The organism is Shewanella sp. VK101, from assembly GCF_056497865.1.
Window position 1 is genome coordinate 3,448,795 of sequence record NZ_CM151402.1, and the last position, 15,294, is coordinate 3,464,088.

Annotated in this window: 15 protein-coding genes; all 15 read right to left on the bottom strand. The window is 52.9% G+C overall.

The window, feature by feature from the left end; all coding sequences use genetic code 11:
- Nucleotides 1–9: 9 nt before the first annotated feature.
- Nucleotides 10–375, bottom strand: coding sequence for a hypothetical protein (locus ACSHSR_RS15360; RefSeq protein ID WP_123115942.1), 366 nt, complete (start codon nt 373–375; stop codon nt 10–12).
- On the bottom strand, nt 372–4,076 hold the full coding sequence (locus ACSHSR_RS15365; protein WP_479630890.1) for a tape measure protein: 3,705 nt from the start codon (nt 4,074–4,076) through the stop codon (nt 372–374). Before ACSHSR_RS15365 ends, ACSHSR_RS15360 begins: the two co-directional genes overlap by 4 nt.
- An 83-nt stretch (nt 4,077–4,159) precedes the next feature.
- Nucleotides 4,160–4,906, bottom strand: a complete 747-nt coding sequence (locus ACSHSR_RS15370; protein ID WP_479630891.1) for a phage tail tube protein — start codon at nt 4,904–4,906, stop codon at nt 4,160–4,162.
- Nucleotides 4,907–4,918: 12 nt separating this feature from the next.
- Entirely contained in the window at nt 4,919–5,356 is a 438-nt protein-coding gene (locus tag ACSHSR_RS15375) for a phage tail terminator protein (protein ID WP_123115939.1), read from the bottom strand.
- Complete coding sequence (locus tag ACSHSR_RS15380; RefSeq protein ID WP_208149122.1) at nt 5,356–5,781, bottom strand: gp436 family protein; 426 nt, start codon at nt 5,779–5,781, stop codon at nt 5,356–5,358. The genes ACSHSR_RS15375 and ACSHSR_RS15380 overlap by 1 nt, the downstream gene beginning before the upstream one ends.
- Nucleotides 5,781–6,209 (bottom strand): HI1506-related protein, encoded by a 429-nt coding sequence (locus tag ACSHSR_RS15385; protein WP_479630892.1) that lies wholly within the window; start codon nt 6,207–6,209, stop codon nt 5,781–5,783. The genes ACSHSR_RS15380 and ACSHSR_RS15385 overlap by 1 nt, the downstream gene beginning before the upstream one ends.
- 59 nt (nt 6,210–6,268) lie before the next feature.
- Nucleotides 6,269–7,189, bottom strand: a complete 921-nt coding sequence (locus tag ACSHSR_RS15390) for a Mu-like prophage major head subunit gpT family protein (RefSeq protein WP_479630893.1) — start codon at nt 7,187–7,189, stop codon at nt 6,269–6,271.
- Nucleotides 7,190–7,194: 5 nt separating this feature from the next.
- On the bottom strand, nt 7,195–8,349 hold the full coding sequence (locus tag ACSHSR_RS15395) for a phage protease (protein WP_479630894.1): 1,155 nt from the start codon (nt 8,347–8,349) through the stop codon (nt 7,195–7,197).
- A 224-nt stretch (nt 8,350–8,573) separates the two neighbouring features.
- Nucleotides 8,574–9,215: a DUF6338 family protein gene (locus ACSHSR_RS15400; RefSeq protein ID WP_479630895.1), complete on the bottom strand. Its 642-nt coding sequence runs from the start codon at nt 9,213–9,215 to the stop codon at nt 8,574–8,576.
- 134 nt (nt 9,216–9,349) lie between these two features.
- A complete protein-coding gene (locus ACSHSR_RS15405; RefSeq protein WP_479630896.1) occupies nt 9,350–9,817 on the bottom strand; it encodes a phage virion morphogenesis protein in 468 nt (155 codons plus the stop codon).
- Nucleotides 9,817–10,023, bottom strand: a complete 207-nt coding sequence (locus ACSHSR_RS15410) for a hypothetical protein (RefSeq protein ID WP_479630897.1) — start codon at nt 10,021–10,023, stop codon at nt 9,817–9,819. The genes ACSHSR_RS15405 and ACSHSR_RS15410 overlap by 1 nt, the downstream gene beginning before the upstream one ends.
- A gap of 15 nt (nt 10,024–10,038) precedes the next feature.
- Entirely contained in the window at nt 10,039–11,529 is a 1,491-nt protein-coding gene (locus ACSHSR_RS15415; protein WP_479630898.1) for a phage head morphogenesis protein, read from the bottom strand.
- Nucleotides 11,529–13,097 carry a DUF935 domain-containing protein gene (locus tag ACSHSR_RS15420; protein WP_479630899.1) on the bottom strand — a complete coding sequence of 523 codons (1,569 nt, stop codon included), beginning with the start codon at nt 13,095–13,097 and terminating at the stop codon, nt 11,529–11,531. The genes ACSHSR_RS15415 and ACSHSR_RS15420 overlap by 1 nt, the downstream gene beginning before the upstream one ends.
- Nucleotides 13,097–14,725: a hypothetical protein gene (locus tag ACSHSR_RS15425; RefSeq protein ID WP_479630900.1), complete on the bottom strand. Its 1,629-nt coding sequence runs from the start codon at nt 14,723–14,725 to the stop codon at nt 13,097–13,099. Before ACSHSR_RS15425 ends, ACSHSR_RS15420 begins: the two co-directional genes overlap by 1 nt.
- Nucleotides 14,725–15,294: a DUF3486 family protein gene (locus ACSHSR_RS15430; protein ID WP_479630901.1), complete on the bottom strand. Its 570-nt coding sequence runs from the start codon at nt 15,292–15,294 to the stop codon at nt 14,725–14,727. The genes ACSHSR_RS15425 and ACSHSR_RS15430 overlap by 1 nt, the downstream gene beginning before the upstream one ends.

A 15,294-nucleotide genomic window follows, 5' to 3' on the forward strand; every position in this document is an offset into this window, starting at 1 on the left:
AAACTGGGGTTAAACCGTTATCAAACGCAGATTAACGGTGTCGTATATTTCTGGTTCCTGGTCGCTGTAATTAAATAGTGGAGAGCCAGTAACAGGCTGGTCTTGGTAGTCCCACATCACAGTTAATTCATCGCTATGCACTTGCAACGCAAAACTGTTGGCTCCAGCATTTACAGCATGAGCTTCCAAGGCATCAAAGATCTCAGCTGTCACGCTATCGCAATACAACACTATGGCGCGCCCAGCCTGCACGGCTGCCACTTCGATATGCTGGCTTCCATCCAAGGCGTATTCATGGCTAACACGCCAAGGGGTATAGCCCGTGCGGTTTAGCCAAATAAACTCAGGCAGATTGATGCCATCCAATATGATCATGATGTCCCCTTGATTCGCTCCAGTTCGTCCAGCAGTTGCTCGGCGGCGGAGCCATACACTGCCGCATCTATCTGGTTGCCGGATGGCAACACCAACTCCAGGCGTACTGTTTGTGCTGCTGAGCCACCCACAGCAGAGGTTATGCTCGGTGATGGCTGATTCTGTATTGGAGAATTATTGCTGGTATTGGTTGTCGGGCGTTCTGCAGGAGATTGCTGCTGGCGCTCTGCCAAATCTTGCTCAACCTGTTTTTGTTTAAGGTTGTAAACCTGTTCAGCTAACTGCAGTGCTTGCCTGGCAGCACTAACTGACGCTTGGTCTTCTGCGGCTTCGGCCTCTTTGAGCTTGGCTTGTAGTTCTTGCCGCTGTTGCTGATAACGGCGTTTTTCAATGGCAGCTTGGTTGTTATTAAGCTTGTCCAGTTCATCTTGCAAGCTACCCACTGTGGCATTGATGTCATCGCGCAGATCGATAATTTGCTGGCGCGCATCAGCAATAGCACCGCGCAGCTTTTCCATGGTCTGGTCATCAAGATCACGAAAAGCAATATCGGCATCTTTGGCGGCTTTATTAAGTTGCCCAAGGGTCATTGCACCTGTGTTTACTGCGGCCATTAACTGCCGATAGCGCAGTGTTTGGCTGATCACCGAACGCTCATTCTCAAAGCCAGCGATACTCATTTGCGAGAGCAGTTGCCACCACCCGGCTCCTACCTGCATGTTCTGCGCAATATTGTCACCTAACTCCTTGTAGCGCTCTTTAAGCTCCTCGGTACTGGTACTGCTAAAGTTAAAGGTTTGGTCTAGTGCGGCCTGAGCCTCTGCAAAGTAGCTGGCATACTCGGTAGCTCGGCCTGTTTGCTCTTGCAACCGCTCCAACTCTTCGCGTTGTTCTGCCAGTGTCTTGGTGGCTTTTTGAGTCTGCTCGCTGGCGGCTTTTTCGGCATCAGCATAACCACCCATCAGACGCTGCAGCACAGTAAGCACATTGCCCAGGCGCTCTTTCTGTTGCAGATACTCAGTAGCGGTAAGACCGTTATCCTGATAAGCCTTTTCAAGCCGCAATAACTCGTCTGATACGGCTTCATACTTAGCCTTCAACTGAGAGTAATTAGCTGCTTCGAGAGCCTGAATTTCGGTAAGCTCGCGAGTCTGCTGTCCAAGCTGAGTTTGTAGCCTTGTCAGTTCAGCAGAAGCTTTGGCCTTTTCTAGGGAGCTGGCAGTGCTTGAATCCAACACTTCTTTACAACGCTGTAGCCGCTGCTCAGTCGTTTGTAACTCACGGCTCAGCTTTATTTGTTCTGGTGACGTCGCAGCTGTCGCATCAGCAAAGCCAAGTTGCTTGGTAATTAACTCATCTAACGATTTTGACAGCCCCAGATTGGCCGCTTCGGTTTTCAGTATCTGGGGAACAGGTTTACCAATAGCCTCCGCCGCCTCCAAAGCAGCTTTAGCCCATGCCTGAAATGCTTCTTTTTGTTGAGCCAATGGCTCTCTGGCATCACGGATCAACTCAAAAGCCGCGCGAGACTTATCTGCGGTCTTTTGCAAGGCATTCGCGCTGGTCACACCCAGATCTTTATAGGCTTGCTCCAGTGCTTTTGAGCCTTTAGCCATAGCATCAAGGTAAGTTTGGTGATCTTGAAACTTAACTTTCAACTGCTCCAGCAGGGTAATGTGAGCAGCATATTCATCGCCTTGGGATTTGAGCGAGTCAATGGCCAAATCGACGGTATTGATAAAGCCACCGATCCCGCCTTTCACGTTCTCCAAGCTACCCGCTTGACGATTGAGCACATCGGTTAACCGCAGGGCTTCGTCTACGGTCACCAAAATAGGCTGCTCCAGCTTGGCCAGTTCTTTTCTAATAGCATCACTGGCATCGGCTACTTCTTTCATGGCACTGGCGGCAGAACGCCATTTACCACTGGCGTTGTCATATACCAGGGCACCACCTTCTACCGCCTTGTTGAACTCTTCCATGTTCTCAAAGGCCACGCCAGTTTGTTCGCTCAGTGCTTTTAGCTCAGCGGCTAACTGTTGGGAGCTGCTGGCAGCCTCACGCTCAGCCTTGGCTTGAGCTTCACGGGCATCAAGTAAAGCCTTATAGGCCACGCCAACAGCGATCAACTCTTCGATCAGCCACAGATACATGCCCGCACGACCTACGGCAGCAAGGGCCTTTTTCCATTTCCCGGCAGCAATAGTGGCGGCATCGGTGGCAGCAGAAGTGGTAGCAACAATGGCCGCATAACTACGCATGGCAGCCATTGCCGCCCTAGCCCCCACGACAACATCACTGAAATAACTGCCAACTTTAAGAGCTAACCAGGCTTTAGCGACAAAACCTATCTCTTCGCGATAGTCATACAACAAACTCATGGCCGATTTAATGGCCGCACCGGCACTAATGATAGAGTCGCTAAAGGTTTGCGCCCATTCTCTGAGCCGCCCATCGGCAGCCATAGCGGCAAATTCGGCATTGAGGCCACTGATTTCATTTTTGAGCCATTCCAGCGCGCCAGACTGTGCTACCAGGTCATAAAACTGGCTGACATTATCCTTCAGGTTGGATACTTGCCCACTGAGCAACGCCATCTGTGCAGCAGCACTGCCTGTGCTGGAACGGCCCATTTCATCAATCAGGCTCTTGATAACATCGCGACCAAGTTTGCCCTGTTCGCTCATCTTCTGCAGTTCGGCAGTGTTCTTGCCGGTGACCGTCGCCAGCATGTCCCACACTGGCACGCCGCGCTCAACGAGCTGTAAGATCTCTTCGCCCTGGAGTTTTTGTTTGGCCCAGGCTTGGCCGAGCGCCAAGCTGATGCCTTCCACTTCTTGGAAGCCGCCGCCCAACTTTAGCGCTTGATCGGTGACAGCCTGCATCGCGCCCGACATTGGGTCGATACCGAAGGCTTTCAGCTTGACGAATACCTGGCTGACCTCATCGAGCTGCAACGGGGTGTTTTTAGCGAAGTCTTTTACCCAGGCAGTGGCTTTCTCACCGCCAGAGATTGATCCCATCAAGGCATTGAACTGCACGCCAAGACGTTCAAACTTATCGCCTGTGGTAAACACCTCCTTAACCACTTGCGCTACGCGATCAAATCCCACATAAGCAGTGGCCAAAGCAGCAACCTGAGCAACCACTCCGCGTAAGCTATCAGCGTGATTACGCGCCTGGGCATTGCCTTGGCTAAGCTCCCTGCTGAAATTATCGACCTTACGACCTGTGGTGTCGAAATCGGCCCCCAGCTTGCGCTGTGACACGCTCAGATTGTTGTAGTCGATACCGGATTTCGACAATGCCTGTTGTAGCTTGGTGTGGCTGGCAGACTGCTCTGCCAGCTCACGTTGCATCTGTTCCAGCTCTTTCTCGGCACTATCAATAGTACGTGCCAACTGGACAAAAGGTTCATCGGTGCGCTCTGCCTGGCGGCGTAAATCATCAAGGGAAAGTGCTGCAGCGGTTAACGCCAACTCCTGTTCTTCGAGGGCGTTACGACTGGCTTTAAAACTGTTGATTAAATCCTGCTGGCTGCCTAAATCATCCAGCTCACGGGCAAGTTCCGCAGCCTTGGGATTAACACTGTCAGAAGCATCACCAATGCGCTTGAGTTCTTCAACCAGCGCCTCGATGCTTTGCTTGCCCGTGGCTTCCGCCACAATGCGCAGTGCCAATTCCAAGGTTTTATTGCTCATGGGGTACTCTTTAAACGTGGTTTAAACGGTGCATTAATCGGCGTTAAAGGCCACCAGAGCATGGCTTTGATGGCCTCGTGTGGTTAAGCGTCCAACTCCAGATATTCGTAGGGTGAATCTTTGCCCGTTACCAGTTGTGCCTTACCCGCCAAGGTTGCGCTGACAAACTCCGTAGCGGCAAAGTCGATAGCATTAGTGGACGACAAAGACGCATCGAAGATCTCCAGTTGGATCGGCTTACCGGTTTCCAGGTTGGTGCCTTCGCCAAAAATGCGCGCACGGGTTTGCGCATTAATGCCCCCTTTGATCAAGGTGCCACTAATGGCGTTGTATTGCGCCGTCACGGTAACCGCACCACCGGCCTCCACTACCCCACCTTTCACGGCGCGAATAAGCCCCAAGGCATAGTTGACTTCGTAGTCGGTACCCAGCGCGATATCCGTCGCATCCTTTTTCACTACAAAGCCGGTTTCAGCAAAGTTCTTCTGCCCCAGCGATATCCAACGCTGATTATCCGGCAAGGTAATCGCCTCATCAGCCAGGCGGCCGGAGCCAGAATTAACAACGCTGGCATCACCCATCAGTGCCATTGCCAGCATTTCGGCTGGCACATCGTCAAAGCTCCACTCGACTTCGCAGGGTTTAGCTATTTTGACCACAGATGCTGCTTGCCCATAGGTGGCTTTCTTCCGGCTCTGACGCACCTTTTCATCGGCGTCATTTTTGATGGCCAACTTGGTGGTATTAATCGGGCCGATGATGCCGGTGCTCACGCCCATGGCGTTTAATCGGTCAACAAAGAAGTTGCCCGCGACCAATAATCCAGACATAACTATGTTCTCCTAAGGGTTATTTGGGTTGAATTTAAGCTGGACACTGAAAGCCAACGGGAAGTAGGCGTGACTTACTGTGTACTTGGGTTTTACAGGGGTTACCACACGCACAAATGGCCCGATTAGCTGGCCATCAATGCTGTAGGTTTTGCCGCTTAAGCGGCGCAGCACTTTGGCAATCAATATGCCGGGCGTTTCGTGGATGGATAAACGACAAGCAATCACTACCAGCCAGATCTGTTTTACCTGCTGACTGTTGCCACCTTGCGCTGTTTCGGGCAGCGTGTCGCCCTGATACAACACATGCAGGGCTGGGGTTACTTGGGCACGTTCGTCCACATCCCCCAACTCGTTCTGGGCGTAAACCGCCCTTATCCCGGGCACATCGTTAAGCAACACTTTCAGCGCCTCGCCGGCGATCAGGTAGTCCTCACCGAGCTGGTACATCAGATAAACCCCTTACTAATGGCTCGACCAAAAACACTACCCGCACTTTCAATCACTGCCACCGTACCGCCAGGCTCAACCGCTGCACCGTCTGCCAGCCCCAATTGAATATCGCCTTTGCTCACCAGGGTGAGCCACTTCACCACCGCCAAATAACGCTTCTCAACCTGCTCAGGGGCGCGATCGCCAAGCAGCAAATAGCGGGCGATATCACAGCAACTACGCTCCAACACATCGGGTGCGTTAGTCAGTGGCAGTTGATAGCGCCCCGCTAGGTAGCTATCAATCTCAGCACTGGCATCTGTCAGGGCTTGCTCCAACACCGGCAGGTTAATTTCACCAGGGGTGCTGTCTTCGCGTTCGGTGAGCAGCTGTAAATCGCGTTGACCAAAGCGACTGATCATGGCGGCAGTGGTGGCGTACATTACTCAGCGCCTCCCTCGTTTTGAGCGTCTTGATAGCTTTGCCATAAGGCATCGCGTTCGGCAGCAGAGATAGGCTTACCCATTAACTGGGTGAGTGCTGCCGTCTGCGGCTTGTTGCCCGAGGTAAAGTGTTCTTTGTTGTCAGGCGCCAGCTTGGCAATCGCTTCAGCAAAGGTCAGTGGCGTATTACCGTCCGTTGTGTCCATACTCCCTTGCGTTGAAACCAGTGCAGGCTCTGATATCCCTTCGGCCGTTTGCACACGAATGCGCGGGTCAGCCTTAATGGCGGCCAGTTGTTCATCTGATAAGTCGCCAGACAACAAATTCTCACCGCGAACAAAGGCCACACCAGCACGGCGATAACCGTCATGGGCCAAACAGATCGCCACCAAGACGGCAGTAGAAACATCAAGCGTTGGATTATCCATTTCATGGTTCTCTCTCTGGGTTTGCTTTGACCCACGTCCCTGTGAGCCAAAGACATGGGTTACAGGCCAGGTACCACCAGCAGCTCAAGCTTGCCTTTCAGCTCGTTCTCCACCGAGGTGCCATTCTCATCAACCAGCTCTCGGGTCAGCAGCTTGGTAGCCACTTTCTCAAGGCTTGCCGGAACCACCAGCAGACTGGGGCGAATTTTGAGTTTCTTGCCACCGTCACGGGTGAAGCCCTTCATCTTCTCGATGGTGTCCCAAAGGTTGTCAGCGTTCAGAGCACGCTTATTACCAAAGGCCATCTGCCAGAAACCAAAGCCTGCTTCGCAGCGCATGTCAGCGCCAAACTGGAACTCGTTCTTAGTCCACACTGCGGGGTCGGTAGGATTAAATAGGGTGTTCAAATCCAGTTTGCGGCGCTCCTGGAAGATGAGTGGCAGCAAGGGTCGAGTGGTATCCAACACAAACCAGGGTTCGCCGGTGTAAGCACCATCCAGCACCATGTTGGCCACCGAGGTATCGGCGCCAGTGCCATCATGCTTGGAATTCACCGGATGGTCGGTGTCAAAGAAGTTCTGGCCGTCATAACACAGCGAGGTGAAGCCCGCCGCCAACAGGTCAAACACCAGCTCGTCAGGGAATTCCATCCCTTCCTGGGCGAGCATGGCCACCATGGGTTTGTAGGTGCCTACGGTATCGTCTTCGACATCATCGCGGCTGATGCCAATGGTGTTTTCGAAGGTGCGGTTGGTGATGGTGTAGCCATGCTCCTTAATGGAGTTGATTACCCGGTCACCAATCCACTCACGGAATGAGGGCATAGAACCCAGCCAGCCATAGGTGTTGGACTTGGTATTGCTCGGCACCACGCTCGCCACTTTCTTGTAAAGCGGCTCTACGTTCAGCAGCGCGTTTTGAAACTCAGCCCGCACCATGGTGCGCAGGGTTTGCAAGCTTGCAGCATTAATCGCAGCCATCAGTGTTACTCCTTATCAGCGGCTTTGGCCTTGGCAAAGTCTTCTTCAGACATACCCCAGGCGTTGGCCATTTGTTTTTCTTCAGCAGACAGCGCCGCCAGCTTGGTGCCCTGCTCTTTGGGATCGGGCACAGTGGTAGTCTGTTTTGCCGTTAATGCTGCCAGCGGTTTACGGGCATCGAGGTTTGCCGTGAGGGCCGCCATCGACTGCTTTCCCAGGGACTCCAGGTAGTCCTTCTCACAAGCAAAGGCACGGCCATCATCAATGGCGGCTTTCACGGTTTGCTCAACCGTTAACGCGCCGTTCTCGGCGGTCATTGCAGCAAGCTGCTCACGCAGGGCGTTGACCGTGGCAATGGGCACGTACTGAGTCAGATCTACTTCGGTGCCGCGCTTGGCATTCTCAGCAGTCAACGCGGCCAACTGAGTTTGTAAGCCGTCCGTTTGTTCTGCCTTAGTAACTAACGCAGTGAGAGCGGTTAAGGCTTCGGTGGCCTGTTCTTCTGGCATGGCGTTGAGGTCTTCAACGGTAATGCCAAGCTTGGCCAGCATTTTTTTCAGCAGTTCTTCCACGGTGTTATCCTCCGCGATGGGTTGGTTATAGTTGGATACTTGGGTATTGAGCTGCGCTGACAGCTCGGCGAGTGGTAACATGCCATCAACGCCGGGGCGATTGGTCAGGGCGCCGGAATGGATAAATTGAGGGCGGCCTGTGGCAGTGTCATAGCCAAATACCAGAGAGAAATAGCGGTATTCCTTGGCCGCAAGAAACGCCAGGGCTTTGTCGGTGAAGCGAGGCTTAATGAACAACCCTTCACCGGGACGGTAGTCCACCTCCTTGATACTGAACCAACCGGCAGCGGGCGCAGGTTCGCCGTTCTTTTCTTTGTTCAGCGTCTGGTGCTCGTAATCCACCACCAGATCACCGGCTTGATGTGGGGTGTTGGCTTGCAGCGCGGCAAAGGCGGTGCTATCCATCAGCCACTTACCACCAGCGACATCGTGAGGACGGCCATCAACCGCTGCAAACTGGCCATCAGGCAAGGCTTGCACCCAAGCCTCTTCGTCGCCGATAGCACCAGCGCCGCCTATCTCAAAGGCGATGGCGGAACTTAATGCTGCAAGCTGCAACTGCTGCGCGTGGTGTTTTTGGGTGGACATAAAAATGGGCACTCGTTGGTGTTCGAGTGCCCATTGTGGAAGTCATGACTAACTCAGTGGATTGGAAAGGTTTCGGGGATGCCGTGCAACTACATCATCTGTTATCGGATGGTGGTTTAGTTGGTGGCGCAGGCCTACTCTCGCTCCTTGGTGGTCTGTAGCCATTATTATAGTGTTCTTGGCTTGGCGTTGGTTTATATCCACGGTCCTGTGTTGGCTGTTTTTCACTCACTGGTCTTTTTCCTCTCATTGTCTGTCAACATAAACTCGATAAACTCGACTTCTTCTTTATTCACCAAAACTCCATGCGAGCAGGTTTCGAGATAGTCATTTTGATCACTAATCCATGCCGCATCATATATATACAAGTAACCTTCATCGGGCGTATTAGAGTAATACATTGGCCAACCAGCGAGTCGCTTACCATTTTTAAAATGAACAGTGACAAAGCGATCCAAACTTGTGAACACATCATCCCAAGCAGTTTCCCTGGATGTTCTGTTGGTTAATCTCATTTTTCTAAGCGACCTCATATGTAGGTCATGGTGAACGATGGCACCGACGATGAGGGGCAACACAACGGATGTGATTATTGTCAATACAATAGCGATGTAATCAGAGCTTGCAACATAAGTTAGTGAGTCATCCTTATTTTTGATGACGGAAATAATTGGCTGCCAAGAGTAAATTGCATCAACGATGATAAAAGTTAAGAACGAAAAGATAAGTACATCAAAGAGCATGTCCACATGGTCATGAGATTGACGCCTACGAAAAACCTGCATGATACGGCTACTCAACAAACCAGGGAACAATAATAATAATAAGTTGAGGGTTTCAAATGTTACTTTCATGCTGTCCTTCAATACTGTAAATCCTAGCTATACAGCATATCCCAGTTTAAACCCCGTTTAAATCGCTCTAAAATCCATTATCCCCTGTTGCGACGTGCCACGGCTCACCTTTTTCACCTTAGGCCGTCAAAAGAGCTCTAACAGCATCAGCCTTTAAACTGGAAATACGAAGCCACAATCTCAAGCACAGCTTGCTCATCGTCAGAACTGAGGCCAATAAACTCACGAGCGGGGATATCCTTACCAGGGATCATGCTCTTGGGTGAAGTAGTGCCACCGAATTGTTGCATGGCGGCGTAGACCATATTGGAACCTAGCTCCAAACCATTGTCGTCTGCCTGGTATAGCAACTGCTGCAGCAAGATATCGTTAAGCCGCAGAGGTGAATTTTTATGGTGCGGTTTTAATGCTTGGGTGGCAGTACTCAATGGCGCCCACGGCGTACCATCTGGCTCAATGCTCTGAGCATTGCGTTGGTTATGGCTGAACAGCAGCATTTCACCTATGTCGTTCATCAATGGGCCTAACTGCTCACCCTTGGTAATCAACCGCTGCAGTTGCTGGATAACGCCAGTGTCACCATCCAACGCAACTTCAATACGTGCACCAACCATTACAACAACCCTACTTGCATCGCTTCTTCAAATAGTTGCTCATCTGCTGAGGCGGCAACAAACAGCGCCTCAAACAGATCATTAATGCGCTCAGCTTCCTCGCCGATGGCGCTGTCAGCCAATTGATTAAACTCTCTAATCGCCTCAATGGTGAGCGGCTGGGCGAGAATAGCTTGAGCACGCTGCAGTTTACTGGTGTCGGTCATGACTTGGGTTTTCTCCTATTTAATCTTGGCAGCGGCGCTGGAGGCTGCTTGTTTAATAGTAGCCACAATCGCCTGATACAAAGCGGGGTTGTGTGCCCTTACCTTATCGGGTGCAAACAACCAGCAGGCAAACCACTCGGCGAAGGTTTCGTAATTGGTGCTCATGCCATACTGCGACACATAACCAAACTGTGCCAGCGCCGTTTCACCACCCCAAAAATGAATTTGATGGCCAAGCTCGTGAGCCCAGGTTACCAACACCCGAGCGCTATCACCGCCAAGCACTTTAGCGCGGGTCGACACACTCCAGTAGTGTTTATTCTCAACCGCAGCTGCCAATACTTCACTGGCAGCTTGCGCCACACTGGCCATCTCCACCTTATTCAAGTTAGCACTGGCAGGCACTTTAACTACTATATGCTGCCAGCTTTTGGCGGTGAAGCCATTGGTGCGGCTGGGATGGCGCGAGTAATACTGATAGCGGGCAATATGACTATCTACCTGTAAATATGCTGCCACCTCATCACGGATTTTATCAGCGGCTTTACCACGCCCCAGTTCGGTTTGTTTAACGAACAGGGTTTTAGCGCCACGCTGGCCCACATACTCCTGCAGCAAATTTTTACTGTCAGCGGGCAGTTGCTCCAACAACTGCGATAACCCTTTGGCCTCTGCCCCGCGCACGCTGGAAAACACGCTATCAATCATCCGTGGCGCTTCGATGGTGGCGTTCTCTGTTGTTGTAGTCTTAGGCTTAGTTTTGGTGGGTGCCTTGGGCTTTTGTTGCAATGTTTGCTGTAGCGTTTTGTTGGCACTGGCAAGATTGCGGGGGCGATATTCAAAGCCAAGGTCTATTCCCTTTGGGAGTTGCTTTACTTCGCCCGTGGTTTTGTCGATGTAATCGCGCAGCTCAACCTGGGGCGAAGGGGAAACAGTAAGGCCATAGCGTTTAAGGTCGGCCTCACTGGCACTCATCTTTTTGCACTTACAGCCGTAGCCATTGGATGGGCTGTGTGTCTCCCACCAGGGGTCGTCCAGTGGCAGTACCATTTTGTGCCATTTCAGATGCAGCTCACGCGGATTGAGTGAATCACCGTGCAGATAGATACCATAAGGGCGGCGCGCCTTGGCCGCCTCCATCTGTGCTTCACGGCCTGCATTATAGCTCTGGCGCATGTTGGTATCGTAAATCACTCTGGCACGCCAAGGCTCTGCCCCTGTGAAGTCCCAACCATGTTTGGCGGCAATGTTGGCAAACTGTTCTTGAAACTTGCCCATACTCATGCCTCGGGCGATGGCATCATCTACTGCGCCGCGCAGATCACTGAGCAGATCATCACTCATAGCACCGGCTACTATAAAGGCGCGGTTATGAGCCTCGGCCCACACATCACGCCACGTTGCAGTGGGAACGTTGAGCTTTTGCCGGTAGAAGGCTATCGCCTCTGTAAATGGCACTCCGCCATATTTGAGTTGATTGGGGGCAACGCTGTCAGCCTTAGCCATCAGTTGACATCCTGTTCAATATCAAACTGTCCCAGGAGATAGGCAGCGGCTATGGCGCGTTGCAGTTGCTTTTTAAAATCATCATCATCCAATTGCAGCTCGGTGATACTGTCGCGCAGCTCTTCCAGACTGGTCGCTGACAATACGGCATCGGCCACCGGTGCCATCAGTTTGGCCATAAGCTTACCAGGATCAAGCTGCGTGCTGAGTTGTTCAAGGGTATCGGCTTGCTCTGCTGGTCCGTCCTTTGCTGCCAGAGCCGCTAACGCTGATGCGGAACCTTCAGTAATGGATTCCTGAGGCATGGTCAACACTGCTTCACCGTCCACAGGTTTGGGAATGCGCGTCTTATCGTGTAACCACTGCTGCGGGATCTGCATTCCCATACTGACAAAGGCGCGCAGTGGATAGGCAAGCTGCTTGAAGTCCTCCGCTTCTGTGGTATCAAACACCAGGCGCGGGTAGCGGCGAGGGCTTTGGAAACTGCTGCAGTTGAGGGCATACAGCGGCATAACCAGATCGCGGCTTAAGGTCTCGGCAATCAGCATCAGGTCTGAGTCGCGCAGTTCTTGGCGCACCTCGTTGTGTACGTTACCCAGGGCGTTGGTTGATGACTTGCCATCGGCCTGACTGGTTAAGGTGCCGCCCAGGACAACCTTGCTCATGGTCTTTTCGGCCCAACTGAACATAAGTTCAAACGGGTCAGCCTGGCCACTGGCGGCACTGTGAAAATCCATCACCATGCCCTTGGGCATTATGCCACCGGCGTTGTGGCCTATGCTCATTACCGCCTGCAACAGCGCCGATTTCTCGTCAGCACTGGCACCGGACGGATACTGACCAATGCGCAGGGGCAAGCCATAGATCTCCAAAAACTCCGCCAGGTCTCGAATAGAGTAGTTTTTAAAGATGAATGGCCACACCAACTGACGCACCAAGCCTGAGCGACTGAGATAACCACTCTTGGCGGGATGCAAATGGCTTATCCAGCCAAAGGGCCACAGCTCTACGCCCTCAACGGTAGCATCACGCAGCCTCAGCTCATTGCGCCGTTCTGGGTGCGGCATAAACCAGGATGGGTCGCGGTACTCAGGTGCATCCACAAACCACTCGCCAAGTTCCCGATGCCAACTCAGCTCCAACATGGCAAAGCCCTTGTGTATGCCATCGGCCATGTCTTTGATGAGCTTGGCCATGTAGTTGCCTTCACTGAGCAGCTCTGACAAATAATCGGCATCATCACGCTCTTGCTGGCTGGGGTTGCGGGGCGGCTGGATTTGCCAGTCTACGCCCACCAGGGCGCGCTTGCGCTTGTCCAGCTCTGCGTACAGGTGGCCATCTTTTTCTTCCATGTCTTCAGCCAGCTCGCACTGGGCGATGATGTCGCCTTGTTCGGCAGCAATCAGGATCTCGGCGGCCCTGGCTGGCGTAAGCCCGCTGGATGGGTGTTCTGAGAAGGTACGGTGCAGTGATGCCAGGCGCACATCATCGGTTTGATACGCCTGAGCCTCCTTGGTTTTAAAGGGGCGGCCCTGGCTGTCCACTATTTTGGATGCTCTTTCTTGCATTACCAGCAACCTCGCTGCTTGATGTCATCATTAATGTCCGCGCCAGCCAGCTGGTTGCGGTGGTCACTTTTGGGGATGGGCGTAAATTCGATGGGCGCGCCATCCAGGGTCGAGGCGTACACCATCAAAAACAAACTGATGGCCGCATCGCCGTGGCGTTCTTTCTCTTTGCCGGTTCGCACATCACCCAGGCACGGAGTTCCCCGGCGATTAACCGAGAGCGCCTGCAAATCGGTGCGGGTGTCATCATCTCGTGGAATGGTGATTAAGGCGTCTTCGAAGTGAGACTTAAAGCGCGGCATCTGTTCACGGTAAAAAGCCTCTGACAGCATCACGCACTCGATCACTTCCGAGCCATAGCGATCTTTGGCATACTCGGCCAAGGCTTGACCGTTGCCACGGGCATCCATAGCACCACCACGAAGCCGAGGCAGGCGGTCAACGATATAAAACAGAATGTGCTCTTGCTGACGGAACGGGATGTTTTTCAGCTCCACCTGTAGCTTTGTCGTGATGTGTAAGTCCTGAGCAATTTCGCCCACATCGACCACAGTCAAGTCACCGCTACGGGCAAAGTCTTCACCAAATATGTGCGGGCGTGATGGATCCAAAGTCATCAATACCGGCAGCAGCACCTGGTTGCACCAATCGCTGATCTCGGCGGCGCGCAGCTGCTCTGGCCACTCGCCAAAATCGGCCCCCTTTTCCAGCCGGAGAATGGGACCAGTCTCATCGACGCTGCTCATCCGCGCCTCAATCAAGGCGCGGGAAAGATAGGCTCCGCCGCCCGATTTAGGCACACAGTAATACTCTTCCAGGGCATCTTCTTCGGTGGCGGTGGCTTTGAGCAGTTTGGCTTTCCACTCGTCCTCGGCAGCTTGACTCCAATCGATGCCACGGATTTGACAGATACGCCGATACAAACCATCTGCGCAGGCATCGTCCAGCGTAATCCGGTGCACGCTGTAATCTTTCTTGCCTGCGCGGGAGTCGTTAATCAGCTCGTTAAACAGGTTTTCCACCCCGTTGTGGGTGGAGATAAGGCGCACCTTGGCACCCCACATGGTCAAAGCCAGCGCCGCCTTGAGCACCTCGGCCAGCCTCTCATGGAAGGCGGCCTCATCGATGGTGACATTGCCCTGCATGCCGCGCAGGTTGGAAGGATTGGAACTGAGCGCCTGGATTTTAAAACCCGAGGCAAAGTAAATGGCGAAAGTCAGGATCTCCTTGCCATCCTGACCATCGTCCACAAAGACTTCTTCCTGGATTTCACCGGCAGCCTTGTCGAACACCTTGGCCCACATGGCAGCGGCATCGATAAACTCCCGCGCCATCTCCTTATTGGAGCCCACATAAAAGTGGTTGGTACCGCCCTGCCCCCTGGCTGCACCTGCTGTGAGTGACGCATCGGCTGCTTCGGCCCAGGTCAGGCCGGTACGGCGTGACTTCTCGGCAATCTTGAGTGGCGACTCATCGGCAATCCAAGCCTTTTGATATCCGAGCAGCACCTCCTTGGGGTCAAAGCGGCTCAGGCAGCTGGCCTCATATGCCGGGTCGAATGTGCTGGCCGCTGAAACACTGATTGCCACTGCAGTGGCAGCGGTAAGTGCCGCCTTTTTCATGTTCATCAGGCGATCCCCAGGATTTCATTCTTAAGCTGAGCCACGGCCTCGCGGGTTAAGCCTGCTGACTTGGCGACCTTCTCGGCGGCATTGGCTGCCTCAGCCGCAAACGCCTGGCGGATCTCTTTCTCGCGCTTATGGCTGGCCATGGCGGCACTTTCCAAACGCTGCACAGCCAGCATGGCATCTTTAATCATGCCAACGTCTGCAGCTTCACCGGTTTCAGACTCGTTTAACAGGGCTTTAAACAGCTGTGAACGGGCCATTTCAAGAATGAGTTTGGTCACTTCTCCGGTGGGTCTATCACCGAGTTCTGCCGTCCACACCTTAGTAATTTCGCGCATTTCCCGCAGGCTTTTACCAACCGTTTCCATCTTGGTGGCATAACGATTGATACCGGCGCGTGATAGCTGGCTATCTTCGGGCAATCCTGCATCTTGAATGAGGTGGTTAATCTCGGTCAGCAGCTCGGCTTGAGTAATGGAGCCATCACGTAAACCGGCATCAAGACGCTTACGGATATTGGCTGGCAGCAAGTCTACTTTGGAGCGTCGGCCACGGGTATCTTGTGCCAT